Here is a 23,888-nt window from a genome sequence, read left to right on the forward strand (position 1 = left end):
CCCCTCAGCGGGCTTCGAGCACCTCGATCGCCGACGCCGTGAGGCTCAGCCGGATGTGGTTGCGCATCAGCTCGGCCGCCCGCTCGCCGTCACCGCGGATCACGAGCTCCATCATCTGACGGTGTTCGTCGAGGTCGCGGGTGCGCGGTTCGTCGCCCGGTGGCAGCACGAGACCGATGCGCCGGTAGCGGTCCGACTTGTCCCACAGGTCGTCGAGCAGCCGGACCATGACGTCGTTGCGGGACGCCCGGTACAGCGCCTGATGGAACTCCCGGTGCGCGGTGAGCGCCTCCTCGCCCCACTGCCTGGTCACGGGCAACAGTCGTTCGGCGGCGGCCCGCATCGCGTCCATGTCGGCCTCGGTACGGCGGGCGGCCGCGAGCTCGACCGCCGAGGGGTCGAGCGACAGGCGCACCTCGAAGAGCTGCCGGGCCTCGGCGGCGTCCATGCGGGCGACGCGCGCGTCCCGGTGTGTGTCGAGGTCGATCAGGCCTTCGCTGCTGAGCCGGCGGATGGCCTCACGCAGCGGCGTGATGCTCATGTTCAGGGACTCGGCGAGTTCGTACTGTGCCAGTCGTGAGCCGGGGGCGAGGGCTCCGGAGAGGATGCGGTCGCGGATCTCGGCGTACGCGACCTCGCTCTTGCTCGAGAAGACGTTCGTGCTGGCCATCGGCCCACCACTTCTTGTCGTGACCAGGTCGCCCTTGCGTTCGGACTCATACGGAGCCTAGCGTCTGGAACATCTTATAAGTTACGAGGAGCGCCAATGAAGATCGTCTCCGTGCATGAGGGTGTCGTGCCGATCAGCTCGTCGATCCGCAACGCGTGGATCGACTTCAGCTCGATGGACTGCTCGATCGTCGCGGTCGTCAGTGACGTCGTCCGCGACGGTGAGCCCGTCGTGGGGTACGGGTTCACCTCGAACGGTCGCTACAGCGCGGGGGAGATCCTGCGCCGGCGCATGCTGCCGCGGCTGCTGCAGGCCTCCCCGGACGATCTCCTCGCCGACGACGGCACCTTCGTCGATCCCGCGAAGGCGTGGGACGTGATGATGCGGAACGAGAAGCCGGGCGGTCATGGTGAACGCTCGGTCGCGGTCGGCGCCGTCGACATGGCGCTGTTCGATCTCGCCGCGAAGATCGCCGGGCAGCCGCTCTATCGGTTCCTGTCCGAGCGCTACGGCGACGGCAGGCCCGACGAGTCGGTCTTCGTCTACGCCGCCGGCGGCTACTACGCGCCCGGCAAGGGCCTGCGCGAACTGCAGGACGAGATGAAGGGCTTCCTCGAACTCGGCTACCGCGTGGTCAAGATGAAGATCGGCGGCGCCGACCTGGCGGAGGACCTGCGGCGGATCGAGGCCGTCCTCGACGTCGTCGGCGGCGACGGATCCCGGCTGGCGGTGGACGTCAACGGCCGTTTCGACCTGGAGACCGCCCTGGAGTACGGCCGCGCGATCGAGCCCTACGGCCTGTTCTGGTACGAGGAGCCCGGCGACCCGCTCGACTACCACCTGCACGCCACCCTGGCCGAGCACTACCAGGGTCCGCTGGCCACCGGCGAGAACCTGTTCTCGCTGCCTGACGCCCGCAACCTCGTCCGGTACGCGGGGATGCGGCCGGACCGCGACACCATCCAGGTCGACCCGGCCCTGAGCTACGGGCTGGTCGAGTACCTGCGTATCCAGGACATGCTGCGGCAGCACGGCTGGGACTCCCGCCGGTGCATCCCGCACGGCGGCCACCAGTTCTCCCTGCACATCGCGGCCGCACTGAAGCTCGGTGGCAACGAGTCCTATCCCGGGGAGTTCAAGCCCGCAGGCGGCTTCGCCGACGGCGCCGTGGTGCGCGACGGATACATCGGCCTCACGGACCTGCCGGGGATCGGCCTCGAAGCGAAGGCCGCGTTCCACCCGGTGCTGCGCGAGCTGCACAGCTGACGCGCTTCTCTGCCTTCCCTGCTGAAACGCCACACACTGCTGTGCAAGGAGTTCGGTATGTCCCAGTCGAACGTCGCCGACCCTCCATCTCGGTCCCGCCCCGTCCGGCTGCTGCGTGAGCTGTGGTTCCAGGTGGTCCTGGGTGCGGTGCTCGGAATCGCCGTCGGCGTTCTCTTCCCCGGCTTCGGCGCCGCGATGAAACCCCTGAACGACTGGTTCATCGCGCTGGTCAAGATGATCGTCGTCCCGGTCGTCTTCTGCGTCGTCACCACGGGTATCGCCGCGATGGAGGATCTGCGCAAGGCCGGCCGGATCGGGATCAAGGCGATCGTCTACTTCATCGTCTTCTCGCTGGTGTCGATGGTGATCGGCCTCGTGGTGGCCAACGTGTTCCATCCCGGTTCGGGGATGAACATCGACCCGGCCACCCTCGACGCGGGCAACATCCCCGGCGTGAGCGGAGGCGGACACGCGAGCTTCACCGACTTCGTGTCGAGCCTGATCCCGGAGACGCTGTTCGGCGCGCTCACCGGCGACAACATCCTCTCGGCGCTGCTGGTGTCGATCCTGTTCGGAGTGGCCCTCAACGTCTCGGGCGAGCGGGCGAAAATCCTCACCCAGGGCATCGGGGCGCTGTCGGAGGTCGTCTTCAAGATCGTCTCGTGGGTGATGCGACTCGCGCCCATCGGCACGTTCGGAGCGCTGGCCACGGTGGTCAGCACGTACGGCGCGGCCAGCCTGCAACAGCTCGGCTACCTGGTCGTCCTGTTCACCGCGACGTGCGTCGTCTACATCGTCGTGGTGCTCGGGGCGATCATGCGGGCGTGCCGGCTGAGCCTGTTCGGCCTCATGCGCTTCCTGCGGGCCGAGCTGCTGGTCGCGCTGAGCACCTGCTCGAGCGAGGCGGTGCTCCCGCAGGTGGTGCAGAAGCTCGAAGCCCTCGGCGTCGGCCGTCCCGTAGTGGGCATCACGATTCCCGCCGGGTTCTCCTTCAACCTCGACGGTTCGGCGATCTACCTGACGATGGCCTCGCTCTTTCTCGCGCAGGCCGTCGGGATCGACCTGTCGTGGCAGCAGCAGCTGACGATGGTCGGGATCATGATGCTGACGAGCAAGGGAACCGCCGGGATCGCAGGTGGCGCATTCATCGTGCTGGCCAGCAGCGTCACCGCCATCGGGCACGTGCCGCTCGCGGCGCTCGCGCTGATCGTCGGTGTCGACCGTCTGCTCAACGAGGGCCGGGTCTTCATCAACGTTCTCGGCAACGCCGTCGCGGCGATCGTGGTGGGGAAGTGGGAGAAGGACTTCGACGTCACCCGGGCCCGAGCCGTTCTGCGGATGCGGCCGGAGGTGACCGGCGGCGACAGGTCGCCCGCGAGCTCCGTCGGAACGAGCACCTGACCGTGGGCCCCCGGCCTAGCCGTCGACGGTCGCGGTGAGGGGGCGGCGCTCCAGGATCTCGGGTGACTCGCCGAAGCCGTAACGCGCGTAGAGGCCCGCCGTCCCCGGGCGTGCCCACAGGATCGTGGCGTCGATGTCATCCAGGTCGGCGAGCGCGGCATCGAGCAGGGCCGCCGCGAGACCACGCCCCCGGTACTCGGGGCGGACGTAGAGGTTGCTGAGGTAGAGGTGGGTCTCGGCCTCGTCCACCGGGTTCGGCAGCTTCGCGATCCGCGAGGCGTAGATGTGGCCGACCACCTCACCGTCGTCCGTGGCCACCCACGCCCGCCAGCTGCCGTCCTCGAAGGAGGGACTCACCCGTTCGCAGAAGCGCTTCTCGAACGCCGTGCGATCTTCGTTCGGCTCGGTGCCGTCGGTGCGGAACTGCCAGCGCAGCTCGGCCAGCACGGGCAGGTCGGCGACGTCTGCCGGCCGAACCGTCACGTCGTTCATCACGGCCTTCACCGGGCCAGCATGCCGACCCGGATGCGATGCTCGCCGAGATCGTGACGGTCGCCATGCGGAACAGGGCTTGGCTGCTGTCCACTCCGAACTGAGGATGGGTCGACTGCACTGCCGCAGGGGGAGAGGAGCCCACATGTCGGAGGTTGACCCGAGCGACGACGTGCTGTCGCATGCGTCGCGGCTGCTCGAGATCGTGAACGCCAGCTGGATGACACAGGCCACCCGCGTGGCTGCCGAGCTCGGCCTGCCCGATCTCATCGCCGCGGGCAGGTGCACGGCCGACGATCTTGCTGCGGCCACGAACACCCACGCCCCGTCGCTGCATCGCTTGCTGCGCGCCCTCGTGACGCTCGACATCTGCCGTGAGAACGCGGACGGCACCTTCGAGCTGACGCCGATGGGCGAGCTGCTCCGCACCGACGCCGACGGCACGGTCCGTTCCTGGACCATCTACTGGGGCCGCGAGGTGTGGCCCGAGTGGGCCCACCTGCTCGAGAGCGTCACCACGGGCCGCAGCGCCCGCGAGCTCGTCAGCGGGAGCGCGCATTTCGACCCCCTGCGCGACGATCCGGCTCGCGCCGCGATCTTCAACTCCGCGATGGCCGAGAACACCCGCCTGGCCACGCGCAGCATCGTCACCGGCTACGACTTCAGCGCCACGTCGCGGATCGTGGACGTCGGCGGCGGGTACGGGGAGCTGCTCGCGGCCGTCCTGACGGCCAACCCCAGCGTCGAGGGGGTGCTGTTCGACCTCCCGCATGCGATCGAGAAGGCCGGCCCGTACCTGGAGAAATGCGGCGTCGCCGACCGCAGCACGCTCCTGTCGGGCAATTTCTTCGAGGAACTGCCCGCGGATGCCGACGCCTACATGCTCAAGCACGTCCTGCACGACTGGGACGACGAGCACAGCCACGACATCCTCACCACCTGCCGTCGTGCGATGACCGGCTCGTCGAAGCTGCTGGTGATCGAACGGCTCGTTCCGGAAGTGATGGAACCGAGCCCGGAGCACCGGCTGCTCGCCCGCGCCGACCTGCACATGCTTGTGGCACACGCGGCTCTGGAGCGCACCGAGTTGCAGTTCCGGGACCTGCTCGGGTCGGCGGGCTTCACGATCAGCAAAGTGATGCCGCTGGCCATGGGAAACAGCCTGATCGAAGCCGTCCCGGCCCAACAGTAGGCCCGCACCGCACACACCAGTTGGCCACCGCGCACATGTCCGAACGTGTGCACGGTGGCCACAAGGTGTGTGCCGTCTGGGTTCCCGTCGGTCCACGTCACGTTTATCAGGATCTTGACGGTCGTCGCGATCGCGTGCAACATGTGCCGCACACGACGAGGTGCTCCCCCGTAGGACCCACGGTGTCCGGCACCTCGCTCTTCTCCGTGGACAGAACGGGGTTTCGTCATGCCTTTTCGAAGGTCGTCCTGGCTCGTCCGGTCGCCCGTGATCCTGATCGCCGCTGCGCTCGCATTCGCTCTCAGCGCATGTGGGGGCGGGTCGGCGAACACCGGCAACTCGATCACGCTCGGCCTGCCGGTCGAGGCCACCACATTGGCGTCGGTGTATCTGGCCGACGACAAGAACATGTGGGCTCAGCACGGCCTGGACGTCAAGGTCGTGACGTTCAAGGGCGATGCCGAGTTGGCCAAGGCGGTGCTCTCCGGTGACGTCGACGTGGCCATCGGCTCGCTCACCGGCCCGCTCACGGCCGTGGAGGCAGGCCAGGACGCGAAGGTGTTCTACGGCGGTTTCGACATGCCGGCCTTCGCCTGGTTCGCCATTCCGGAGATTCACAGCGTCGCCGAAGGCAAGGGCCGCAACTGGGGCGTGACCACGCTCGGTTCCTCGACCGACCTGCTCACCCGGTATGCGGCGGCAAAGGCCGGACTGAACCCGGACACCGACATCAAGATCATCCAGGGCGGCGCGTCGGCGGCCCGGCTGGCGGCAATGCAGGCAGGACAACTGCAGGCGAACATCTTCACCGAGCCGCAGACCGTGTTCGCCGAGAAGGCCGGATACAACAAGATCCTCGACCTCAAGGACGTCGTCGACACCTACCCGATGCACGTTGCCTGGGGCAGTTCGTCCTTCGTGGACGGCAACCCGGACCGGGCCAAGCGGTTCGTCGATACCCTCAGCGCGGCGATGCAGATGACGAAGGATCAGCCCGACGTCGCTGCTCAGGCCATGGCCGGGGCGATGAAGATCTCCCTGGACGACGCGAAGGCCAGCATGAGCGAGTGGATCGACAAGCTCTATCCCGACGGACGCATGCCGTCGGCCGAGGCGATGGACGCGTTCTGGAACATGGGCCTGCAGGGCAAGCTCTTCGAATCCCGGATCCCGGACGAGAAATGGCTCGACCCCCGATTCCTGCCCGCGGCGAGCTGAGGGGGTCGCAATGGGACACATCACCTTCGAGAAACTGCAGATCTCGTACCCGGGCAAGGCTGGTTCGTTCGTCGCGGTCGACGGCTTCGACGCCGACATCGCCGAGGGCGAGTTCGTCACGATCGTCGGCCCGAGCGGGTGCGGCAAGTCGAGTGTGCTGATGGCCGCCGACGGTCTGATCCCGATCTCGGGCGGGCGGATCAGCATTCAGGGCACCGAGGTCACCAAGCCCGGCCCGGACCGGGCGATGGTTTTTCAGGACGCCTCGCTGATGCCGTGGCGCACGGTTCTGGACAACGTCGCATTCGGGCTCGAGCTCACCGGCGTCGGCAAGGCGGAACGGCTGCGCACCGCGCGGGAGTTCGTTCAACTGGTCGGGCTCGGCGGGCGCGAGGAAAGCCACCCGCACCAGCTGTCCGGCGGAATGCGGCAGCGGGTCGGGATCGCACGCGCACTGGCGATGGATCCCGCCGTGCTGCTGATGGACGAGCCCTTCGGCGCACTCGACGCGCAGACCCGCGAGCTGATGGCAGGCGAGTTGCTGCGGATCTGGGATCTCGACCGCAAGACGGTGCTGTTCGTGACGCACGGGATCGACGAGGCGATCTTCCTCGCGGACCGCGTGCTGGTCATGGGCGGCAGCCCGAGCCGGGTCACCGAGGTGATGGAGATCGACCTGCCACGGCCCCGCGACTCCGCGGTGCGGGCGAGCGCGGCGTTCGGCCAGTACCGCACGCATCTGGCGAGCCTGCTCTTTGGCGGAGCCGTGCAGGCCCCGGTGGCGCTGTGATCGCACGGATTCCGGTGCAGGCCAGGTGGATCACGGGCAGTGTCGTCGTGGTCCTGGCCGTCTGGCAGGCGGCCGGCATGCTCGCGGTGATCGACACGAGCTACACGAGCACGCCGCTGGCGATCGTCGAGGCCGGTGTGGACATGGCCGGCTCCGGTGAGCTGTGGAGCAACGCGCAGATCACCCTCATCGAGTTCATCGTCGGGTTCGTGCTGGCCGTCGTGGTCGGGGTGCCACTGGGCATGCTGATGGGCTGGCGGCTGCGGCTGCGCCAGACGCTGGAACCGGCGCTCGTGGCGCTCTACGTCACCCCGTCGCTCGCCCTGTTGCCGCTGATCGTGCTCGCGCTCGGCATCGGGCCGGTGTCCAAGATCGCCATGGTGTTCGTCGAGGCGGTGATCACCATCGTCGTCAACTCGATGGCGGGCATCCGCGAGACCGATCCGCGGCTGGTCCGGGCGGCGCGGTCGTTCTGTGCCGGCGACCTCGACGTGTTCGTCAAGGTGCTTTTCCCCAGCGCGCTCCCCACCATCGTGGCCGGCCTGCGCCTGGGCGCAGGACGCGGTGTCATCGCGGTGATCGTCGCCGAGCTCTACGGCGGTACGCAGGGCCTCGGTCTGCAGATCTCCACCTACGGACAGAGCTTCATCATCGCGCCGCTGCTGTTCCTCACGCTGCTCGTCGCCGTGTTCGGCTACGCGGTCACCACGGTGCTACGGGCCACCGAGCGCAGGGTCTCCTCCTGGAAGGCGGCGTGATGGCAGCCTCGGCCGAAGCGGCGACCAGACAGGCGACCGGACGCGGCGACCGGTTCGTGCCGGTGCTGCTCGGCGGCGGCTTCCTCGTCGCAGTCGCCGTCGTCTGGCAGCTTGTGGTGTCCCTCGGGCTCGTGAACTCGTTCCTCACCTCGTCGCCGCAGCTGATCGGGGAGTCGCTCGTCGAGCAGGCCACTTCGGGACTGCTCCTGAAGAGCATCGGCACCAGCGCGGTCGAACTGCTGGTCGGGTTCGTCGTCGCCGCCGTTGTCGGTGTGGTGCTCGGCCTCGTCATGGGCCGCTACCGCTATGTCGAGTACGCGATCGAGCCGTACGTCTGGCTGCTGTACTCGGCCCCCATCATCGCCCTGTTCCCCCTGCTCGTGCTGCTGCTCGGGCTCGGCAGCCCGACCGTCATCGCCATCACGTTCCTCATGTCCGTGGTGCCCGTGATCGTCAACTCGATGCAGGGCGTGCGCAACGTCGACCCGAAGCTCGTGCAGGCAGCCAGGTCGTTCGGCGCAGGGGAGACCGCCCTGCTGCGCAAGGTGATCCTCCCGGCGTCGATCCCGACGATCATGGCCGGCCTGCGACTCGGCGTCGGACGTGCGCTCGTGGGCGTGGTCGTCGGCGAGTTCTTCGCAGGCGACGGTGGGATCGGCTACAACATCAGCTCCTTCGCCGGCCATCTCGGCACCACCGACGTCCTCGCTTCCGTTCTCGTCGTGGTCGTCGCCGGTGTTGCCCTCAACCTGCTCGCCCGGCGGCTGGAAGGCCTCGCCGACTCGTGGCGTGCCGACCTCGACTGACCCAGGAGAAAGACGATGAAGCAGATCGCCGCCGATATCGGCGGGACGTTCACCGACCTGACGGGGGTGGACGGGGACGGCGTCTTCAGCACGGCGAAGACGCTGACCACTCCGCACGACCACGCCGTCGGTGTGCTGGACGGGCTCGACAAGCTCGGCGCGCACCTGCCGGACACCGAGCTGTTCCTGCACGGCTCCACCATCGCGATCAACACGGTGCTGCAGCGGGTCGGCGCCAACACCGCCCTGATCACCACCGAGGGGTTCCGGGACGTCTACGAGATCGGACGCGGTAACCGCTCGGACCCGTACAACCTGTTCTTCGGGAAGCCGACGCCGCTGGTCCGGCGGAGGCTGCGCCGCGAGGTCCGCGAGCGCGTGCTCGCCGACGGCAGCGTGCGCACCCCGCTGGACATCGCAGCGGCCACCGCGCTGATCGAGGAGCTGCGGGGCACCGGAGTCGAGTCGGTGGCGGTGTGCCTGCTGCACTCCTACGCCAACCCGGAGCACGAGCTCGCGCTCGGCCGCCTGTTCGCCGAGCTGTGGCCCGAGGCGTACGTGACGCTCTCGCACGAGATCATGCGCGAGTACCGCGAGTACGAACGCACCTCGACCACGGTGCTCAACGCGTACGTCGGTCCGGTCGTCTCGCGCTACCTCGACTCGCTCACCGACCGGCTCGCCCAGCGGGGCTTCCGTGGGCGGTTGCTCATCATGCAGTCCAACGGCGGGATCATGTCCGTCGAGACCGCCCGGCGCAGCCCGGTGCGGATGATGGAGTCCGGCCCGGTCGCAGGCGTGATCGGTGCGGCCGCGCTCGCAGATGCGCTGGGCAGGCCGCGGCTTATCCCCTTCGACATGGGCGGGACCACCGCGAAGACCAGCCTCGTCAAGGACGGCGAGGTCGACATCAGCCCCGGCTACTACATCGGCGGCTACGCCACCGGGCATCCGATGTCGCTGCCCGTGGTGAACATCGTCGAGGTGGGCTCCGGCGGCGGGAGCATCGCGTGGGTCGATGCGGCGGGCGCGCTGAAGGTCGGTCCCCGCAGCGCCGGCGCGTCGCCCGGCCCCGCCTGTTACGGACTGGGCGGTGACCGCCCGACGGTCACCGACGCCAACCTGATCCTGGGACGCCTCGGCGCGAGCCGGTTCCTCGGCGGTGAGATGCAGCTGGACCGCGCGGCGGCCGAGGCGGCGATCCGCGAGCACGTCGCCGAGCCGCTCGGGCTGGACGTCGTCGCCGCGGCCCGGGGCATCGTCACGATCGCGGACGCGCAGATGTCGCTCGCCGTGCGGGCCGTGTCGGTGGAGAAGGGCGAGGACCCTCGCGAGTTCGCGCTCGTGGCCACCGGAGGAGCGGGCCCGCTGCACGCCGTCTCGATCGCCCGGGAGCTCAGCATCGGCACGGTGGTCGTGCCCGTGCTGCCGGGCCAGTTCTCCGCGAAGGGCATGCTGTCCTCGCAGGTGCGCCACGACCTGACCAGGACGCAGCTGGCGGCCTTCGAGCCGGCCACGATCGAGCACTACGCGGTGACGCTCAAGTCGCTCGCCGCCGAGGCGGCCGCCCGGCTCCGGGCCGACGTCGGCGAGCCGGCCGAGACCCCGGCCGTGCACCACTTCCTGGAGCTGCGCTACCGGGGCCAGGAGTTCACGATCGCGGTGCCGGTTCCGGAAGACGGGCTGTCCACGGCGACGTACGCGGCCGTCCGCGCGGACTTCGACGCGATGCACGACCGGCTCTACGGCCACCAGGCCCCGGAGGAGGCCGTCGAGGCGATCGGCGTGCGTACGGTGATCTCCCTGCCGCTGGGGGGCAGCGCAGGCGAGATGCCCGCTGCGGCGCCTGCAGCCGGGCCTGCTGTTCCGGTCGACACTCGGCCGGTCGTGCTCCACGGTGGCGGTCCGGACCCGGTGCTCTGCCCGGTCTACGACCGCGAGGCCCTCGGCCCGGGTCACCGGATCACCGGCCCCGCAGTGGTGCAGGAGGCCACCTCGTCGGTGGTCTTCTACGAAGGCGACGTGCTCACCGTCGCTCCCGACCAGTCACTCGTCATCGCAGTAGGGAGCCCGGCATGACCGCGCCCACCACCGTGCCCACTACCACCCCGCCCACCGCGACCGCACCCGACCCGATCACCCTCGAGGTCGTTCGATGCGCGCTGGTCGCGTACTCCGACGAGATGGCCTCTGCCCTGCGTCGCACGGCGTACAACCCGATGATCTTCGAGGTCCAGGACTACTGCGTCGGCCTCGTGGACACGGCGGGCGAGCTCATCGCGCAGAACCTCGGCGGGCTGCCGATCTTCCTGGCCGACCTCGGTGTCTCGGTCGCCGACGGCATCGCGCGCTACGGGCTCGACGGGTTCGAGCCCGGCGACGCGATCGTGATGAACTACCCGTACGTCGCCGGCCAGCACCTCAACAACGTGGTGGTCTACACGCCGATCTTCGTCGACGGCAAGGTCGTGGCGTTCCCCGCCGTGCGGGCGCACTGGGTGGACATCGGCGGCTCCCGCATCGGCTTCGGCTCCACCGCCACCACCGACATCTACGCCGAGGGCCTGCAGCTTCGCTCGATCAAGGTGCTCAAGGCGGGCCGGTGGGACGACGACGTCATGCAGATCCTCAAGGACAACATCCGGATGCCGGAGTCCTCGCTGGGTGACCTGCGCGCGGCGATCGCAGCCTGCCGCCTGGGTGAGCGGCGCATCGCCGAGCTCGCGCAGCGCTACGGTCTCGACACCGTCATGGCCTGCATCGAGGAGATGCGCAACCAGTCCGAACGCCTCTCGCGTGACGCGGTCTCACGGATGGCCGACGGCGAGTACTTCGCCTCGTCGTGGATGGACAACGACGGGCAGAAGCTGGACCAGCCGATCACCCTCGACATCCGGGTGGTGGTGGCGGGCGAGGAGCTCACCATCGACTTCTCCGGAATCGCCGAGCAGGTGCAGGGCCCACTGAACTCCGGGAAGTCGGGCGGCGTCGCGGCCGCCCGCGTGGCGTTCAAGGCCCTGACCCTGCCGACGCACCCCGTGGACGAGGGGTCGTTCCGCAACCTCCACGTCATCCTGCCCGAGGGCAAGCTGCTCAACGCGAAGCCGCCGGCCGCGCTCGGCCAGTGGAGCATCTCGCTGCCGACCGTTGTGGACACGATCATCAAGGCGCTCGCCCCTGCCCTGCCGGATCAGGTGCCCGCCGGGCACAAGGGCGACATGTCGGGGTTCACCTTCTACGGCGTCGACGAGCGGAGCGGCTCGCGGTTCGTCTGCCTGAACATCAACGGCGGCGGCTGGGGCGGGCGACCCGTCGGCGACGGCCCGAGTGCCTGCGTCTCGGTGTGCCAGGGCGATGTCCGCAACATCCCGATCGAGATCCAGGAGTCGCGCTACCCGCTGGTGTTCACCAAGCAGGAGCTGCGGTCCGACAGCGGCGGTGCGGGGCAGCACCGGGGTGGCCTCGGGCTGGAGATCGAGGCGCTGCCGCAGCAGGTGGTGTTCACCAACATCGCCAACGAGCGCACCACCTGCCCGCCGTGGGGTCTGCACGGTGGGCAGCCCGGCGCGGTGAACGACACGGTCGTCGTCCAGCCCGGTGCCGAGCCCGTGCACGTCAAGAAGCACACGGGGCTGCGGCTGGAGCCCGGCTCGTCGATCAGCTTCCGCACAGCGGGCGGCGGTGGCTGGGGCATCCCGTTCGACCGTCCGGTCGCCGAGGTGCTCGAGGACGTCCTGGACGGGTTCGTCTCGCGCGACGCGGCACGGGAGCAGTACGGCGTGGTCGTCTCGGAGGCCGGCGAGGTCGATGTGGCCGCCACAGAGGCGTTGCGCAAGGCGGCCGATGTCGCTCGTCACTGAGCTGGCCGAGCGTGCGCACGCGATGGCCTGCGACCCGCTTCCCCAGCGGGTCCGTGAGGCCACCAGGGCGCACCTGGCCGACACGGTGGGGGCGGTGCTCGCCGGCCACACCACGTTGCACGAGCCGGCCCGGCGGCTTGCCGACGGCGTGGGTCTGCGGCCCGGGCCCCGCCGCACCGCCTTCATCACCGGGATCTATGCCAACGCATGGGAGGTGGCGGGGATCCACCGCGGCGCGGTGCTGGTCCCGGGCTGTGTGGTGCTGCCCGCCGCGCTGGCCGCCCTGGAGCTGCGGCCCGACGTGGCGTGGGAGGAGTTCCTGCGTGCCTACGCGGCGGGCTACGAGGTCGCGCTCGCCGCGGCACTCGCCATCGGCGGCGACCAGCTGATCGCCGAGGGCTGGTGGCCGACGGCGCTCGTCGCGCCGCTCGGTGGTGCCGCCGCCGTCTCCCTCCTGCTCGGTCACCCTCCGGAACACACCGCCGCTGCCATCGGGCTGGCGGCGCAGCAGGCCGGCGGGGTGGTCGCAGGGAGCACGGCCGCCGCCGACGGGCGCTACCTGCTCAGCGGCATGGCTGCCGACCGCGCTGTCGGTGCCGTCCTGGCGGTGGGGGCGGGGTGGCGTGGCCCGGTGGACGTCCTGGACGACATCAGGTCGCCGATGCGCAGGCAGAGTGCGCTGCGCAGCGGTTTCCTGCTGCCGGAGACGAGCATGAAGGTCCACGCCGGCGCCAAGCACATGCAGGCGGCGATCGACGCGGTATCCACCGTGGACGTCGCCGGCGGGGTGCTCGGCATCCGATGTGCACTCCCCGCGCAGCTGGTCCGTCCCGTGGACCGGCCCCCGCCGTTCCGTTCGTCCCTCAACGCTCTGGCCAGCGGGCAGTTCATGCTGGCCGTCTCGGTGCTGCGAGGGCGTTGCTCACCGTGGGAGTTCGGACCGGAACTGCTGGCGGACGCGGAGATCGTCGGCCTGGCCGAGCGCGTCACGGTGGTCCCGGCTGATGATCTCTCCGCGGCGTATCCGGCCAGCTGGGGCGCGCGGCTGGAGGTGAGCACCCCCTCCGGTACGGTCCGCGTCGAGCGCCGCGACGCCCGGGGCGACCCCGGCCATGAACTGAGCACGTCCGAGCTGGTGGCCAAGTTCGTCACCCTGGCCGGTCCCTCGCTCGGTGACGGGCCGGCGGGAGACCTGGTGGGCATCCTGCTCGGCGCAGAAGGCGTGGCGCCGCGGACGGCGCTCCTGGACGTGGTGCTGCCGTTGCTGCACCGCTCGCACGCGTTTCAGGAGGTCTGATGGCGGGAGAGGTCCGCGCGCCGACACCGCAGGCGGTCCTGATGACCATGCTCGGGCGCTACTGCCTCCCGGACAACCCGGCCATCTCGACCCAGGGCTACATCGAGGTGCTGGCGCGGATCGGGCTGGCCGAGCAGGCGAGCCGGCTCACCCTGTCCCGGATGACCGAGCGGGGCCTGCTGGAGCGGTTGCGCCGGGGACGGCTCGCGTTCTTCCGCGCCACCGAGGTGGGACTGACCGTGGTCCGCAACCAGGAGGCGCACACCTTCCACGAGCAGGGCGGCACTCCTGGTCCCGCCGGCGCCTGGACGATCCTGAGCTTCACGATCCCGGAGGCCCAGCGCAAGGAGCGGCACCTGCTGCGGCGCCGGCTCGCATGGGAGGGGTTCGGCCTGCTGCGGGACGGCGTATGGATCGCGCCCGGTGACCAGGACCTGACCGAGCTGCGCAAGGGGCTCGCGGAGATGGGCATCGACCAGCACATCGACGCCTTCACCGGCTACCCGAAGTTCGCCGACGTGCACGAGATGGTCTCCCGCGTCTGGGCGCTCGACGAGCTCGTGCAGCTCTACGAGCAGTTCCTGCGGGAGTGGGACGTGCCGGCCCCGGCCCCGGCCGCCACCGACGAGCTCGGCCGGGAACTGCTCCTGATCAGCACGTGGCGCCAGCTGCTCAGGGAGACGCCCAGGTTGCCTGCCGAGCACGTGCCTTCCGACTGGCCGGCGGGCCGGTGCCAGGAGCTGTTCCGCACGCTGCACGCCCGGTACGAACCCGCCGCCGCCGAACTGTTCACGGAGATCCTCGCGGCCCACCGAGGAGACGTCTGAGGAAAGGGAGCTCTCGTTGCGCACCGTCGACTCGCACTTCCACTGGTTCCCCCGGTCCCACTTCGAGCACATGGCCGCGCGTGCGGAGCACCCGCGCACCGAACGCGTCGGGGACGGCTACCGGTACTACTACAACGAGGGCCGCGGTTTCCTGCCGCTGCCCGCGATCTGGTTCGACCTCGACGCCGGGCTCGCCGCATCGGAGGCGGCGACGGGCCCGGAGACGGTTGTCGTCTGCACGACGGGAGTGCTGAGCGGGCTGCTCGACCAGCTGCCCGCGAAGGACGCGATCGACACGGCCTACGCCTACAACGAGGAGATCGCCAAGGCGCAACGCACCCACCGCGACCGGTTCTTCGGCACGGCGGCCGTGCCGTTGCAGGACACCGAGCTGGCTCTGTCCGTGCTCGACCACGCGGTGCGGGAGCTGGACCTGCGCGCGGTGAACCTCCCGCCGGTGACCGCGGGCAACCCGATCGACGTCGCCCGGCTCGAGCCGTTCTACGCGCGGGTGGCCGAGCTCGGCGTGCCGTTGATCATCCACCCGACAGACCTGGTTTTCGGCGAGATGCTGGCCGACTACGGGGACGCCCTCCAGCGCACGGTCGGCCGGCTGTTCGACTCCAGCGTGACCGTCCTGCGGCTGATCTTCGCGGGCGTCATGGAGAGGTACCCGGACCTGAAGATCATCCAGACGCACGGCGGTGGGTTCCTGCCGTACCAGGCAGGCCGCATCGACAAGAACGCCCGGCAGGAGTCCCTGCCGCTGGCGCCGAGCGACTACCTGAAGCGGATCTTCGTCGACACCGTCACGCCGCAGGCACTGACGGTGCGCACGGCACTGGAGTTCTACGGGCCGGACAAGGTGATCTACGGCACCGACCACCCGTGCTGGAGCCCGAAAGCGGCAGTCGGCGTCCTCGAGGAGGCGGGGCTGAGCGACGAGCAGCACGCCCGGATCCGATCCACGAACGTCGAGGCCGTTCTCAATCTGACCTGATCGCCTCCTGATCGCATCCCGCGGGAGGCGGCCGAATCCACGGCCGCCTCCCGCGAGTGGTTTCGGTGAGCGCGTGACCAACTGCGGAATCGCCGCCGGCTGTCACTTCGGCGAGAAGTCGCGGATTCGTCGACGTCGGCGGCGCGTCCGGAGAGCTGTTCGCGCCCGACCTGCCCTTGTCGACCTGCACCTGCTCGCGGCACATGCCGCTCGAGCGCACGACGTCGCAGGTCCAGGACTCACATGGGTCCGCGGGTAGGGCTACAGCCTGATCGAGGTCCCGTCGGCACACGTCGCCTTCTCACGGCGACGCATCGGCTGTCGTTCGATTCCGTCGAGCACCGTGAATGACCTTGTGCTGGATTTCTGCACCGCCGAGGACGATGCGCCGAAGAATCGACGGGTTGCCTAGTAAACGTGCGGGGCCGCGTCAAGGTTCAGGTGACAGACAACACCGGCTGGATCGTCGAGATCGGTGCAAAAGGCGTCGGTCGGCGGCCTAGACTTCCGGGAGGACGGCACGGGCGCCGTGCTCGTCAAGATCTCCGGCCGTCCGGCCGGATCAGATCCAAGTGGTCGAAGCTCAAGTCCTGACCGAGGCCGACGCGGGCCTGACGGAGGGCGAGGCGCTCACGCGCATCGGCGGTGCTGCCGACCTGGCAGGGAAGCCGGGCTCCCCGGGGCTTTACCGCTGTGCTCCAAGGCATCGGTGTGGCGCTGATGCCTGCTCCATTACCGTCCCCATCCTCGGGAAACTGATCAAGGACTGATGAAGATGCAGTTGATCTACCTCGGCAACCGGACCGAAGGTGTCGTCGGCAAGTGGGTCGGGCCGAACAAGGAAGGCCACCTCTACGAGGCTGTTCGCGCCGAGTACATGTCCCTGTCCAACCAGACGATCGTGAGCTTCGAGTTGCTGCCCGTCGCTGACGCGCGCTCGGCCGAGCGGGGCGAGCTCGCGGAGGCGCTCGTCCTCCAGGACGCGATCGCGTCCTAGGCGTTGCGTGGGCGTCAGAGGGGCGCCTTCGGGGGGACGCCATCGCCGGCCGCTCGCCGCAGTTCGGCGATGGCGATCTCCCACGGGCTCTGCGTCTGGTCGGGCGAGCGGCCGCTGTCCCAGACGCTGCTGTCCATGTACGGCGAGTCGAGCATGACCACCCGTACCCCCCAGTCGCTGAGCTCGCGGAGGTTCCTGCGGAACGCCGGATGCGCGAGATGCGCGGGGTTGCTGAACGGCACGGCAACGATCGGTACACCCCGGCCGATCGCCTCGACGAGCGTCGCCAGAGCAAGGGTGTCGCAGATCCCCGCGGCCCACTTGTTGACGGTGTTGACCGTGACCGGGCAGGCGACGACGGCATCGCTCGCGGGAACGGGCAACTCCTCGTCCGGGGTGCGGAACTCGGTTCTCACCGGATAACCGGTCTGCCGTTCCAGATGGGCAATGGAGGCCCATTTCGTGGCGCTCGGTGACAATGTGACGAATGGGTCCCACCGGTCGGCCTTGGCCAGCGACACGAGTTCGCTGATTCCTCGTGCGGGGGGCGAACCGCAGGCGACGATCTCCACACATCTCATCAACGTTTCGACCCCACCTCATTGCCGGATTCCGCTCCGGCAAGCATAGCTGCGGTCGACCCACACGAGTTCGTCACGGAACTGCGCGAATTCGTCTGCTATGGCGTGGAATCGCGGATTTCCGGGGTCGGGTCGTCGGTCGGTTCCCACACCAGGAGCTCGGCGAGGCTGCCGACCGTGATCGAGGGCATCCGCGCCCGGCACATGTCCGCCACCGGCATCGGACGGCCGATCTCGTGGCCGAGCCGCTCGACGGAGTCGAGATCCTTCGCCCACCAGGTGAGCCGCATCCGTTCGAGCTCGCGCAGCGTCCGGCTGTCGGTGGGCGCGTCGAACAGCGCCGCTCGGACCGCCGGAACGGACAGACCGTGGCTGCGCGCGAGGTCGAGGGCTTCCTCGATCGCGCAGATCTGGGCCCAGTGCACGAGGTTGTTGGCGCTCTTGGCGATCTGACCCGCTCCGAGCCCACCGAGGTGGTGAACCGACGCGCACCACGGGTCGAGAGCGGGCCGCACCCGCGCGAGGTCGGCGCTCTCCCCGCCGACGAGCAGGTTGACCCGTCCGTCCTCCGCCGCCCGCACCCCGCCGGTCAAGGCGGCGTCGAGCACTCCACCGTGTCCGGGTCGCTCCGCCGACGCCGCCGCGATCTCGCGGATCGTCGCGGGGTGCACCGAGCTGCAGATGACGAGTGTCGAGCCCGGTGCCCGGTCGAGCACGTCGAGACAGACGGCACGTACGTCGTGGTCGGTCGGTACGAGGACGAGCGTCACCGCACTCGTCGCGCCGACCCCGGCCGCGTCGGCCGCCACGTCGCAGCCGCGCTCGGCCGCCGCTTCGCTGCGCGTCGCATCCGTGTCGTGGACGGTCACGGCGAGCCCGGACCGGATGAGGTGGCCCGCGATCGGCAGGCCCATCGCCCCGAGTCCGATCACACCGACCGTGTTCTGCGCTGCCTCGCTGTCACCGCGGGCCATGGTGTTCCTCCACTCTCGGCACGGGCCGACCCGTCAGGCCGCCTCGACGGCGGCGAGCAGGTCGGCGGGTTCCAGCAGGTTCGGGTCGAGTGCGACCTCGGGTCGCTGCGCCAGCGCCGTGAGCACGATCTTGCGCACCCGGCGCCCGTCCCACCCGGCGCTGTGGGCGGCGAGCTTGCGGTGCAGCACGGTGTCCTCCGCGAGCGGGCGGGTGCCTGGCCAGATGCCGGCCAGCTCCGCCAGCGAACGCTGCAGGATGGCCGCGATGGTCGCCTCGTCCGGCAGGCCGAGGGTGAGCACCAGGTCGGATCGCGAGAGGAAGGCCTCGTCCACGGCCTCGGGGAAGTTGGTCGTCGCGACGAAGGCGATGCGCGGGTGGGATTCGGCGAGGAAGTCGATCCCGGCCAGCACGGCGTCCGTCGCGCGGTGCACGTCCACGGGGTTGCTGCCGAACGATGCCGTCGACCGGCGTACCGCGAAGCTCTCGACCTCGTCGATCAGCACCACCGTGTGCGGTCGGCGCGCGGCGAGTTCGGGCAGCGTGTCCGTCATCAGCCGCGTGATGTTGCGCTGGCTCTCGCCGAGCATCTCGCTCGGAAAGGCGTGGGGATCGATCTCCACGTAGGTCGTGGACCCGTGCGGGGCCAGTGCGCGGGCCGCCGACTGCGCCAGGCCTCTGGCCAGCGTGGTCTTCCCCGTACCCGGGGGACCGGCCAGGACGATCAGGCCGTGCGGGAGCCCCGGCAACGTGGCGAGTGCCCGGCCGTGGCGCAGCCGCAGCAGCGTCTGGTTCAGCAGCCGTTCCTTGGTGCCGGGCGGAACGAGGATGTGGTCCCACGGCCCGTCGTGATGGTCGGCAGGCAGGACGTGAATCGACAGGAGACCCGGGGGGAGATGCGCGGTGGTCACGGCCAGGTCGGCCGTTCGACGGCGGGCCAGTCGATGTCGTGGGGGTTGCCGGCTTGGGCGTCCCGGATGTGGTCCGGCGGTTCCTCGAACAGCACCTTCGGGTCCATCAGCACGCGCATGGTCTCGAGCAGGCTGTCGAACATGTGGATCCGGACGACCTTGGCGGTGCCGTCGGGGGAGTCGTTGAAGTGCTGATGCCACAGGAAGTGGTCGACGACGATGAGGTCGCCCTTGCGCCAGGGGTGGTTCTTCCCGCCCTCCGGCTCCTCTCCCATGTAGCTGTGGCCCTCGCCCTCGAGCACGTAGAGCCAGGCCTCGCCGGGGTGGCGGTGCATGGACTGGCCGCGGCCCGGTCCGATCTCGAACATGGCCATCGTGATCCCGGACGCCTCGTAGCCGATCGCCCGGTCCAGCAGGAACGTCGTGCGGGTGCCGCGCGGTGTCGGGAGCAGCTCCAGCTCGTCCCAGTTCGTGTGGAGCCGTCCGCTGCGCCGCTTGCGCTGTTCGCGGGCGAGCCGCCGCATCCGCCGTGAATAGGGGTCGGCACCGTCGATCTCGGAGGAGAAGGCCGGGCGGCCGGGAAGGTTCGCGAACGGCGTGTGCCCCTGGTCCTCCAGCACCGACATGCCCATCGTGGCGAGCATCGGCTCGCTCGAGAAGCTCAGGTACCGGGCGGTCTCCGCGCCGTCGTTCCCGGAGCGGTGCCAGGACCATGCGGGCAGGTGCAGCGAGTCACCCGGGCCCCAGTCGATCCGTTGCCCGTCGATCTCCGTCCAGCCCCGCCCGGCCACGACGAGGACCATCGCGTCCCACGAGTGGCGGTGGATCGTCGAGGTGACGCCCGGGTCGATCTCGTGCGCCAACGCGTCCATCGTGCGGGTCGGCCGGTCACCGTCCTCGCTGACGTACACGCCGACGCGGGTGCCGCGAGCGGTCTCCGCCATGTCGACGTCAGCGAGTGCGATCACGGTCTTCTGGTAGTTGCGCCACTCCTCGACGAAGGCGGCTCGACGCTTCTTCTGAATGTGGTAATGCGTCACCTCAGTGGTGGTACGCGAAGCAGAAGTCACTGTGTTCGAACCTTTCTCGGAGTCATCCCGCGGGGGTGACGAACGATGTGTTCACGATCTTCGCGACGTCGAGGCTCTTGACGGCGGGCACGGACGGCGCCAGCTCGGTCACCGACGTCTGCAGCTGCGCCACGGTGGGGGTCGGGACGTCGGGGAGGGCCTCCTGTGCGTAGTACTGCCAGGTCTCGTGCAGCGCCGCCGGGTCCGTCACGTTGAGATGCTTCGACAGCACGCTCGTCGAGTAGGCCTCGTCGGACTTCTCCCGCGTGATGGCCTGCTGCACGGCCGCGAGGAACCGCCGGATCTGGTCGCCGTGGCCGTTCACGTAGTCGGTCGTGGCCGCGATGCCCACGTTGGAGGCGGGGATCTTGTCCTTGGCCAGGTCGACCAGCGAGTGGTAACCCGCGGCCTCGATCTGGGTCGTCGCCGGCGGGTGTGACAGCGCCGCGTCGATCGTGCCGGCGACCAGCGCGTTGTTGACGTTCGTGACGGAGCCCAGGGGCGTCAGCTGCACGTCGGAGGGCGAGAGCCCGATCTGCTTCAGCGCCTCGAGCGTGGCGACGTACAGCGACCCGCTGGTGGACGTCACGCCGATGCGCTTGCCCTTCAGCTGCTGCGGGTCGGCGACCTTGGCGAAGAGCTCGTAGGGGAAGACCGGGGTGAGGGTCGCGAGGTAGTTCACCTCGCCGCCCGACGCGGCCCCGGAGACCATCTCGGACCCGCCGATCGACGCGAGCTGGGTCTGGCCCGAGACCAGGGCGGGGAAGCCGTCCGAACCGCTGAGGTTCGTGAGCGTGACCTTGAGGCCCTGGGCCGTGAACAGGCCCGACTCGTCCGCGATCCAGAGCGGGAGCTGGTCGGCGACGACCTGGCTGTAGCTCACCGTCATCGTGTTGGCGTCGGCGTCCGAGGACCCCGAACCGCCACAGGCCGTCATCGACAGGGCCACGGTGCCGGCGAGGAGGGCGCCGACGAAGTTCCTTCGCCGGGCGTGCGACGTCATCGTCGATCTCCTTGGTGGTGGGAGCGGTGGATTGCCTGTAGTGGTTGTCGTCAGCGATCGGGGCGCCATGCGGCGAAGTGCTGCTCGACGCGGCGTAGAAGGCCGGTCAGCACCACACCGGTGATGGCGAAGATGAACAGCCCGGCGAACACGACGGACGTCTGGAACTGCTGGCCCGCGTTGTTCATCAACATGCCGACGCCGTGCATGGCCCCGCTGAGCTCGGCGACGAAGACGCCGATCAGGGCCTGCCCGACCGCGAGCCGCAGCCCGCTGATGATGAACGGCACGGAACCGGGAAGCGCGATGGTCCGGAAGATCTGCAGGTCTCCCGCGCCGAAGCACCGGGCCACCCGCAGCACCGCGGGATCGAGGTTCTGCACGCCGCTGGCCGAGTTGATCAGGATGGGGAAGACCGCCATCAGGAAGACGATCGCGATCTTGGACGTGTCGCCGATGCCCAGCCAGATGATCAGCAGCGGCGTCAGCGCGATGCGCGGGGTCGCGTACAGGAACGTGACGAGCGGGTTCGCGACGTAGGAAAGCCTGCGGTACCAGCCGATCAGGAGCCCGAGCGGCAGTCCGATGACGGTCGCGATCACCAGGCCGTAGAGCAGCTCCTTGCCGCTGGTCAGCAGGTCGTCCCAGATCGTGGCGCTGCTGAACAGCTGCTCGAAGGCCCCCACGACGTCGAGCGGCCCCGGGAGCACGATCGCCGGTTTGACCCGCAGCGCGGCGACGAGCTGCCAGAGGCCGAGCACCACCACGACGGCGGCGGTCCCGTACAGGAGCTGCGGGCTCGGTCGCCGTGACGGGGCGCGCTTGCGGGCGGTGGGTACGCGCGGCGGCCTGGTGGAGGCGGCTGTGGCGATCGGTGGGGCCATCAGTGGACGTCTCCTTCGGACGCGGCGGCTTCCGGCTCGTCCTCGGCGCCACCGCCGTACAGCACGTCGGCGATCTCGTCGACGAGCGCGAGGAACTCCGGTGACCGGCGGAGCCGCTGGTGGCGGGGCCGCTCGAACGGGACCGCCACCTCGCGGACGATGTGGCCGGGCCGGGGGCTGAAGACGCAGACGCGGTCGGCGAGGAAGGCCGCCTCGGCGATGTCGTGCGTGACGAACAGCGCCGTGACGTCTTGTGCGGTGCAGACGCGCAGCAGTTCCGCTTGCATGACCTCGCGGGTCTGCGCGTCGATCGAGGCGAACGGCTCATCGAGCAGGAGCAGTTCCGGCTCGACGGCCAGGGCCCGCGCCAGGTTGACCCGCTGCTGCATACCGCCGGAGAGCTGCGCCGGGTACCGGTCGGCGAAGCCCGACAGCCCGACGAGGTCGAGCAGGCCGCGTGCCCGGTCCCGTGCCTGCGAGCGCTTCATCCTCCTCCCGAGCTCCAGGCCGTAGGTGACGTTGTCGAGAACGCTGCGCCAGGGCAACAGGCTGGCCTGCTGGAACACCATCGCGCGGTCCGGCCCCGGACCGGGGATGTCGGCGCCGTCCAGCTGCAGCGTGCCGCCGTTGATCGGGATGAAGCCGGCGATGGCGTTGAGGAACGTGGTCTTACCGCAGCCGGACGGCCCGACGATGCAGACGAAGTCGCTGCGCGACAGCTCGAGGCTCGCGTTGTCGACCGCGAGCGTGATGTCCGAGTCGGCCGTGCCCGGAGCGCGGTACTCGATACGGACGTTCGACGCCGTCAGGTGGGCCGGACGCGACGGGCCGGCTCCCGCCCGCCGTGGTCCGGAGGACACCCCTACCAACTGCGGTACCGCCAGGCCACGTCTGCGGGACATGAATCGGAGGCTACGGACTGACGTCATACCGATGCAATACTTCGCTCATGGCAGGTGCAGGTGCTCGCAGCCGGAACCGGCGGGACCTGCGGGGACACGACTCGCTGTGCCCGGGTGATCCGTCGCCGCACTCAGGCGGAGTCGCGTTCGGGCGGCCTGCGAGTGCCCTGGGCCAGCACCTCGGCGATGCCCGCCGCCGCCGAGGCGGGATCGAGATAGGTGCCGCCTCGCACGTGCGGCCGGTACTCGTGGTCCAACTCGTAGTGCAACGGCACTCCGGTGGGGATGTTCAGCGTCTCCACCTCGCGCGGGGTGAGGGCGTCGAGGTGCATGCACAGCGCCCGCAGGGAGTTGCCGTGTGCCACGACGAGGACGACGCGACCGGCGTGCAGATCGGCGGCGATCGCGTCCTGCCAGTAGGGCACGACCCTGCGGTACACGTCGGAGAGCGCCTCGGTTCGGGGCAGCTCGCGAGCCGGCACGCCGGCGTAGCGGCGGTCGTGCCGGGCACTCGACGGGTCGTCCTCGGGCAGCGGCGGTGGCGCGTGCTCGTACGAGCGGCGCCAGAGCGCGTAGCTCTCGTCCCCGAACTCGGCGCGCACCGCCGTGCGGCTGCGGCCCTGCAGGGCGCCGTAGTGCCGCTCGTTCAGGCGCCAGCTGCGCCTCGTCGGCAGCCGTGGGTGTCCGATCGTCGAGAGTGCGATGTCCGCGGTGTGGATCGCCCGTGTCAGCACCGAGGTGTGTACGACGTCGGGGAGGAGGGCCTGCTCCGTCATCAGCTCGCCGGCGCGCGCCGCTTCCCGCCGGCCGCGATCGCTGAGAGGTACGTCCAGCCAGCCGCTGAAGCTGTCCTCCGAGTTCGCCGCGCTCTGCCCGTGGCGCAACAGGAGCAGCGTGTGTGCGCCGCCGGGTCGCGGCCGTATCGCGCGCATCTATGCTCCCCTCGCCGGTCTGAGGTATGATGTTAGACCAATGCCGCAGCGTCGGCCCG

Annotated in this window: 23 protein-coding genes and 1 pseudogene; 13 read left to right on the top strand and 11 right to left on the bottom strand. The window is 69.6% G+C overall.

Annotation, left to right across the window (positions count from 1 at the left end; translation table 11 throughout):
• Positions 1 to 4 precede the first annotated feature (4 nt).
• Positions 5 to 670: a GntR family transcriptional regulator gene (locus ACQPZQ_RS21260; RefSeq protein WP_433298530.1), complete on the bottom strand. Its 666-nt coding sequence runs from the start codon at positions 668 to 670 to the stop codon at positions 5 to 7.
• A gap of 96 nt (positions 671 to 766) precedes the next feature.
• On the opposite strand from ACQPZQ_RS21260, the gene ACQPZQ_RS21265 reads away from it, so the two are divergent.
• Together ACQPZQ_RS21265 and ACQPZQ_RS21270 are read left to right on the top strand one after the other, a co-directional pair.
• Positions 767 to 1,936 (top strand): mandelate racemase/muconate lactonizing enzyme family protein, encoded by a 1,170-nt coding sequence (locus tag ACQPZQ_RS21265; protein WP_433298532.1) that lies wholly within the window; start codon positions 767 to 769, stop codon positions 1,934 to 1,936.
• 57 nt (positions 1,937 to 1,993) lie between these two features.
• A complete protein-coding gene (locus ACQPZQ_RS21270) occupies positions 1,994 to 3,337 on the top strand; it encodes a cation:dicarboxylate symporter family transporter (protein ID WP_433298534.1) in 1,344 nt (447 codons plus the stop codon).
• Positions 3,338 to 3,352: 15 nt separating this feature from the next.
• Here ACQPZQ_RS21270 and ACQPZQ_RS21275 read toward each other — a convergent pair whose 3' ends face one another.
• A complete protein-coding gene (locus ACQPZQ_RS21275) occupies positions 3,353 to 3,841 on the bottom strand; it encodes an N-acetyltransferase family protein (RefSeq protein WP_433298536.1) in 489 nt (162 codons plus the stop codon).
• A 133-nt stretch (positions 3,842 to 3,974) separates the two neighbouring features.
• On the opposite strand from ACQPZQ_RS21275, the gene ACQPZQ_RS21280 reads away from it, so the two are divergent.
• From ACQPZQ_RS21280 to ACQPZQ_RS21330, 11 genes are all read left to right on the top strand, one after another.
• Positions 3,975 to 5,021: a methyltransferase gene (locus ACQPZQ_RS21280; RefSeq protein ID WP_433298538.1), complete on the top strand. Its 1,047-nt coding sequence runs from the start codon at positions 3,975 to 3,977 to the stop codon at positions 5,019 to 5,021.
• 228 nt (positions 5,022 to 5,249) lie between these two features.
• On the top strand, positions 5,250 to 6,239 hold the full coding sequence (locus ACQPZQ_RS21285; RefSeq protein WP_433298540.1) for an ABC transporter substrate-binding protein: 990 nt from the start codon (positions 5,250 to 5,252) through the stop codon (positions 6,237 to 6,239).
• A gap of 10 nt (positions 6,240 to 6,249) precedes the next feature.
• A complete protein-coding gene (locus ACQPZQ_RS21290; RefSeq protein WP_241040992.1) occupies positions 6,250 to 7,029 on the top strand; it encodes an ABC transporter ATP-binding protein in 780 nt (259 codons plus the stop codon).
• A complete protein-coding gene (locus tag ACQPZQ_RS21295; protein ID WP_433298542.1) occupies positions 7,026 to 7,787 on the top strand; it encodes an ABC transporter permease in 762 nt (253 codons plus the stop codon). The genes ACQPZQ_RS21290 and ACQPZQ_RS21295 overlap by 4 nt, the downstream gene beginning before the upstream one ends.
• Positions 7,787 to 8,593 carry an ABC transporter permease gene (locus ACQPZQ_RS21300; protein WP_433298544.1) on the top strand — a complete coding sequence of 269 codons (807 nt, stop codon included), beginning with the start codon at positions 7,787 to 7,789 and terminating at the stop codon, positions 8,591 to 8,593. The genes ACQPZQ_RS21295 and ACQPZQ_RS21300 overlap by 1 nt, the downstream gene beginning before the upstream one ends.
• Positions 8,594 to 8,608: 15 nt before the next feature.
• Positions 8,609 to 10,672 (top strand): hydantoinase/oxoprolinase family protein, encoded by a 2,064-nt coding sequence (locus tag ACQPZQ_RS21305; RefSeq protein ID WP_433298546.1) that lies wholly within the window; start codon positions 8,609 to 8,611, stop codon positions 10,670 to 10,672.
• Positions 10,669 to 12,453: a hydantoinase B/oxoprolinase family protein gene (locus ACQPZQ_RS21310; protein ID WP_433298548.1), complete on the top strand. Its 1,785-nt coding sequence runs from the start codon at positions 10,669 to 10,671 to the stop codon at positions 12,451 to 12,453. Before ACQPZQ_RS21305 ends, ACQPZQ_RS21310 begins: the two co-directional genes overlap by 4 nt.
• A complete protein-coding gene (locus ACQPZQ_RS21315) occupies positions 12,437 to 13,750 on the top strand; it encodes an MmgE/PrpD family protein (RefSeq protein ID WP_433298550.1) in 1,314 nt (437 codons plus the stop codon). Before ACQPZQ_RS21310 ends, ACQPZQ_RS21315 begins: the two co-directional genes overlap by 17 nt.
• Complete coding sequence (locus ACQPZQ_RS21320; protein WP_433298551.1) at positions 13,750 to 14,577, top strand: PaaX family transcriptional regulator; 828 nt, start codon at positions 13,750 to 13,752, stop codon at positions 14,575 to 14,577. The genes ACQPZQ_RS21315 and ACQPZQ_RS21320 overlap by 1 nt, the downstream gene beginning before the upstream one ends.
• 16 nt (positions 14,578 to 14,593) lie before the next feature.
• Positions 14,594 to 15,577, top strand: a complete 984-nt coding sequence (locus tag ACQPZQ_RS21325) for an amidohydrolase family protein (protein ID WP_433298553.1) — start codon at positions 14,594 to 14,596, stop codon at positions 15,575 to 15,577.
• Between the two features lie 769 nt (positions 15,578 to 16,346).
• Entirely contained in the window at positions 16,347 to 16,574 is a 228-nt protein-coding gene (locus tag ACQPZQ_RS21330; protein WP_241041000.1) for a hypothetical protein, read from the top strand.
• A gap of 14 nt (positions 16,575 to 16,588) precedes the next feature.
• Here the strand turns inward: ACQPZQ_RS21330 and ACQPZQ_RS21335 are convergent, their stop codons facing one another.
• The 9 genes and pseudogenes from ACQPZQ_RS21335 to ACQPZQ_RS21375 form a co-directional block, all read right to left on the bottom strand.
• A complete protein-coding gene (locus ACQPZQ_RS21335; RefSeq protein ID WP_433298555.1) occupies positions 16,589 to 17,155 on the bottom strand; it encodes a flavoprotein in 567 nt (188 codons plus the stop codon).
• A 98-nt stretch (positions 17,156 to 17,253) separates the two neighbouring features.
• On the bottom strand, positions 17,254 to 17,604 hold the full coding sequence (locus ACQPZQ_RS21340; RefSeq protein ID WP_433299301.1) for a hypothetical protein: 351 nt from the start codon (positions 17,602 to 17,604) through the stop codon (positions 17,254 to 17,256).
• 30 nt (positions 17,605 to 17,634) lie between these two features.
• A pseudogene (locus ACQPZQ_RS21345) lies at positions 17,635 to 18,132 on the bottom strand (NAD(P)-binding domain-containing protein); the annotation flags it as partial.
• A 30-nt stretch (positions 18,133 to 18,162) separates the two neighbouring features.
• The gene (locus ACQPZQ_RS21350) at positions 18,163 to 19,038 is read right to left on the bottom strand and encodes an ATP-binding protein (protein ID WP_433298557.1); all 876 of its coding nucleotides are present in this window, start codon (positions 19,036 to 19,038) and stop codon (positions 18,163 to 18,165) included.
• Positions 19,035 to 20,078, bottom strand: coding sequence for a cupin domain-containing protein (locus ACQPZQ_RS21355; protein WP_433298559.1), 1,044 nt, complete (start codon positions 20,076 to 20,078; stop codon positions 19,035 to 19,037). The genes ACQPZQ_RS21350 and ACQPZQ_RS21355 overlap by 4 nt, the downstream gene beginning before the upstream one ends.
• Before the next feature lie 52 nt (positions 20,079 to 20,130).
• Entirely contained in the window at positions 20,131 to 21,111 is a 981-nt protein-coding gene (locus ACQPZQ_RS21360; protein WP_433298561.1) for an ABC transporter substrate-binding protein, read from the bottom strand.
• A gap of 50 nt (positions 21,112 to 21,161) precedes the next feature.
• Positions 21,162 to 21,995 carry an ABC transporter permease gene (locus ACQPZQ_RS21365; protein WP_433298563.1) on the bottom strand — a complete coding sequence of 278 codons (834 nt, stop codon included), beginning with the start codon at positions 21,993 to 21,995 and terminating at the stop codon, positions 21,162 to 21,164.
• Positions 21,995 to 22,897: an ABC transporter ATP-binding protein gene (locus tag ACQPZQ_RS21370; RefSeq protein ID WP_433298565.1), complete on the bottom strand. Its 903-nt coding sequence runs from the start codon at positions 22,895 to 22,897 to the stop codon at positions 21,995 to 21,997. The genes ACQPZQ_RS21365 and ACQPZQ_RS21370 overlap by 1 nt, the downstream gene beginning before the upstream one ends.
• Before the next feature lie 131 nt (positions 22,898 to 23,028).
• The gene (locus ACQPZQ_RS21375; protein ID WP_433298567.1) at positions 23,029 to 23,829 is read right to left on the bottom strand and encodes a 2,3-bisphosphoglycerate-dependent phosphoglycerate mutase; all 801 of its coding nucleotides are present in this window, start codon (positions 23,827 to 23,829) and stop codon (positions 23,029 to 23,031) included.
• Positions 23,830 to 23,888 lie beyond the last annotated feature (59 nt).

The sequence above is a fragment of the Pseudonocardia sp. CA-142604 genome (assembly GCF_050948475.1).
Taxonomy (GTDB): Bacteria; Actinomycetota; Actinomycetes; order Mycobacteriales; family Pseudonocardiaceae; genus Pseudonocardia; species Pseudonocardia alaniniphila.

Excerpts from the sequence above, each read along its gene's own strand:
- ACQPZQ_RS21260 (WP_433298530.1), bottom strand. The coding sequence starts at position 670 with ATGGCCAGCACGAACGTCTTCTCGAGCAAGAGCGAGGTCGCGTACGCC.
- ACQPZQ_RS21265 (WP_433298532.1), top strand. The coding sequence starts at position 767 with ATGAAGATCGTCTCCGTGCATGAGGGTGTCGTGCCGATCAGCTCGTCG.
- ACQPZQ_RS21270 (WP_433298534.1), top strand. The coding sequence starts at position 1,994 with ATGTCCCAGTCGAACGTCGCCGACCCTCCATCTCGGTCCCGCCCCGTC.
- ACQPZQ_RS21280 (WP_433298538.1), top strand. The coding sequence starts at position 3,975 with ATGTCGGAGGTTGACCCGAGCGACGACGTGCTGTCGCATGCGTCGCGG.
- ACQPZQ_RS21285 (WP_433298540.1), top strand. The coding sequence starts at position 5,250 with ATGCCTTTTCGAAGGTCGTCCTGGCTCGTCCGGTCGCCCGTGATCCTG.
- ACQPZQ_RS21290 (WP_241040992.1), top strand. The coding sequence starts at position 6,250 with ATGGGACACATCACCTTCGAGAAACTGCAGATCTCGTACCCGGGCAAG.
- ACQPZQ_RS21300 (WP_433298544.1), top strand. The coding sequence starts at position 7,787 with ATGGCAGCCTCGGCCGAAGCGGCGACCAGACAGGCGACCGGACGCGGC.
- ACQPZQ_RS21305 (WP_433298546.1), top strand. The coding sequence starts at position 8,609 with ATGAAGCAGATCGCCGCCGATATCGGCGGGACGTTCACCGACCTGACG.
- ACQPZQ_RS21310 (WP_433298548.1), top strand. The coding sequence starts at position 10,669 with ATGACCGCGCCCACCACCGTGCCCACTACCACCCCGCCCACCGCGACC.
- ACQPZQ_RS21315 (WP_433298550.1), top strand. The coding sequence starts at position 12,437 with ATGTCGCTCGTCACTGAGCTGGCCGAGCGTGCGCACGCGATGGCCTGC.
- ACQPZQ_RS21320 (WP_433298551.1), top strand. The coding sequence starts at position 13,750 with ATGGCGGGAGAGGTCCGCGCGCCGACACCGCAGGCGGTCCTGATGACC.
- ACQPZQ_RS21330 (WP_241041000.1), top strand. The coding sequence starts at position 16,347 with ATGAAGATGCAGTTGATCTACCTCGGCAACCGGACCGAAGGTGTCGTC.
- ACQPZQ_RS21335 (WP_433298555.1), bottom strand. The coding sequence starts at position 17,155 with ATGAGATGTGTGGAGATCGTCGCCTGCGGTTCGCCCCCCGCACGAGGA.
- ACQPZQ_RS21360 (WP_433298561.1), bottom strand. The coding sequence starts at position 21,111 with ATGACGTCGCACGCCCGGCGAAGGAACTTCGTCGGCGCCCTCCTCGCC.
- ACQPZQ_RS21365 (WP_433298563.1), bottom strand. The coding sequence starts at position 21,995 with ATGGCCCCACCGATCGCCACAGCCGCCTCCACCAGGCCGCCGCGCGTA.
- ACQPZQ_RS21370 (WP_433298565.1), bottom strand. The coding sequence starts at position 22,897 with ATGTCCCGCAGACGTGGCCTGGCGGTACCGCAGTTGGTAGGGGTGTCC.
- ACQPZQ_RS21375 (WP_433298567.1), bottom strand. The coding sequence starts at position 23,829 with ATGCGCGCGATACGGCCGCGACCCGGCGGCGCACACACGCTGCTCCTG.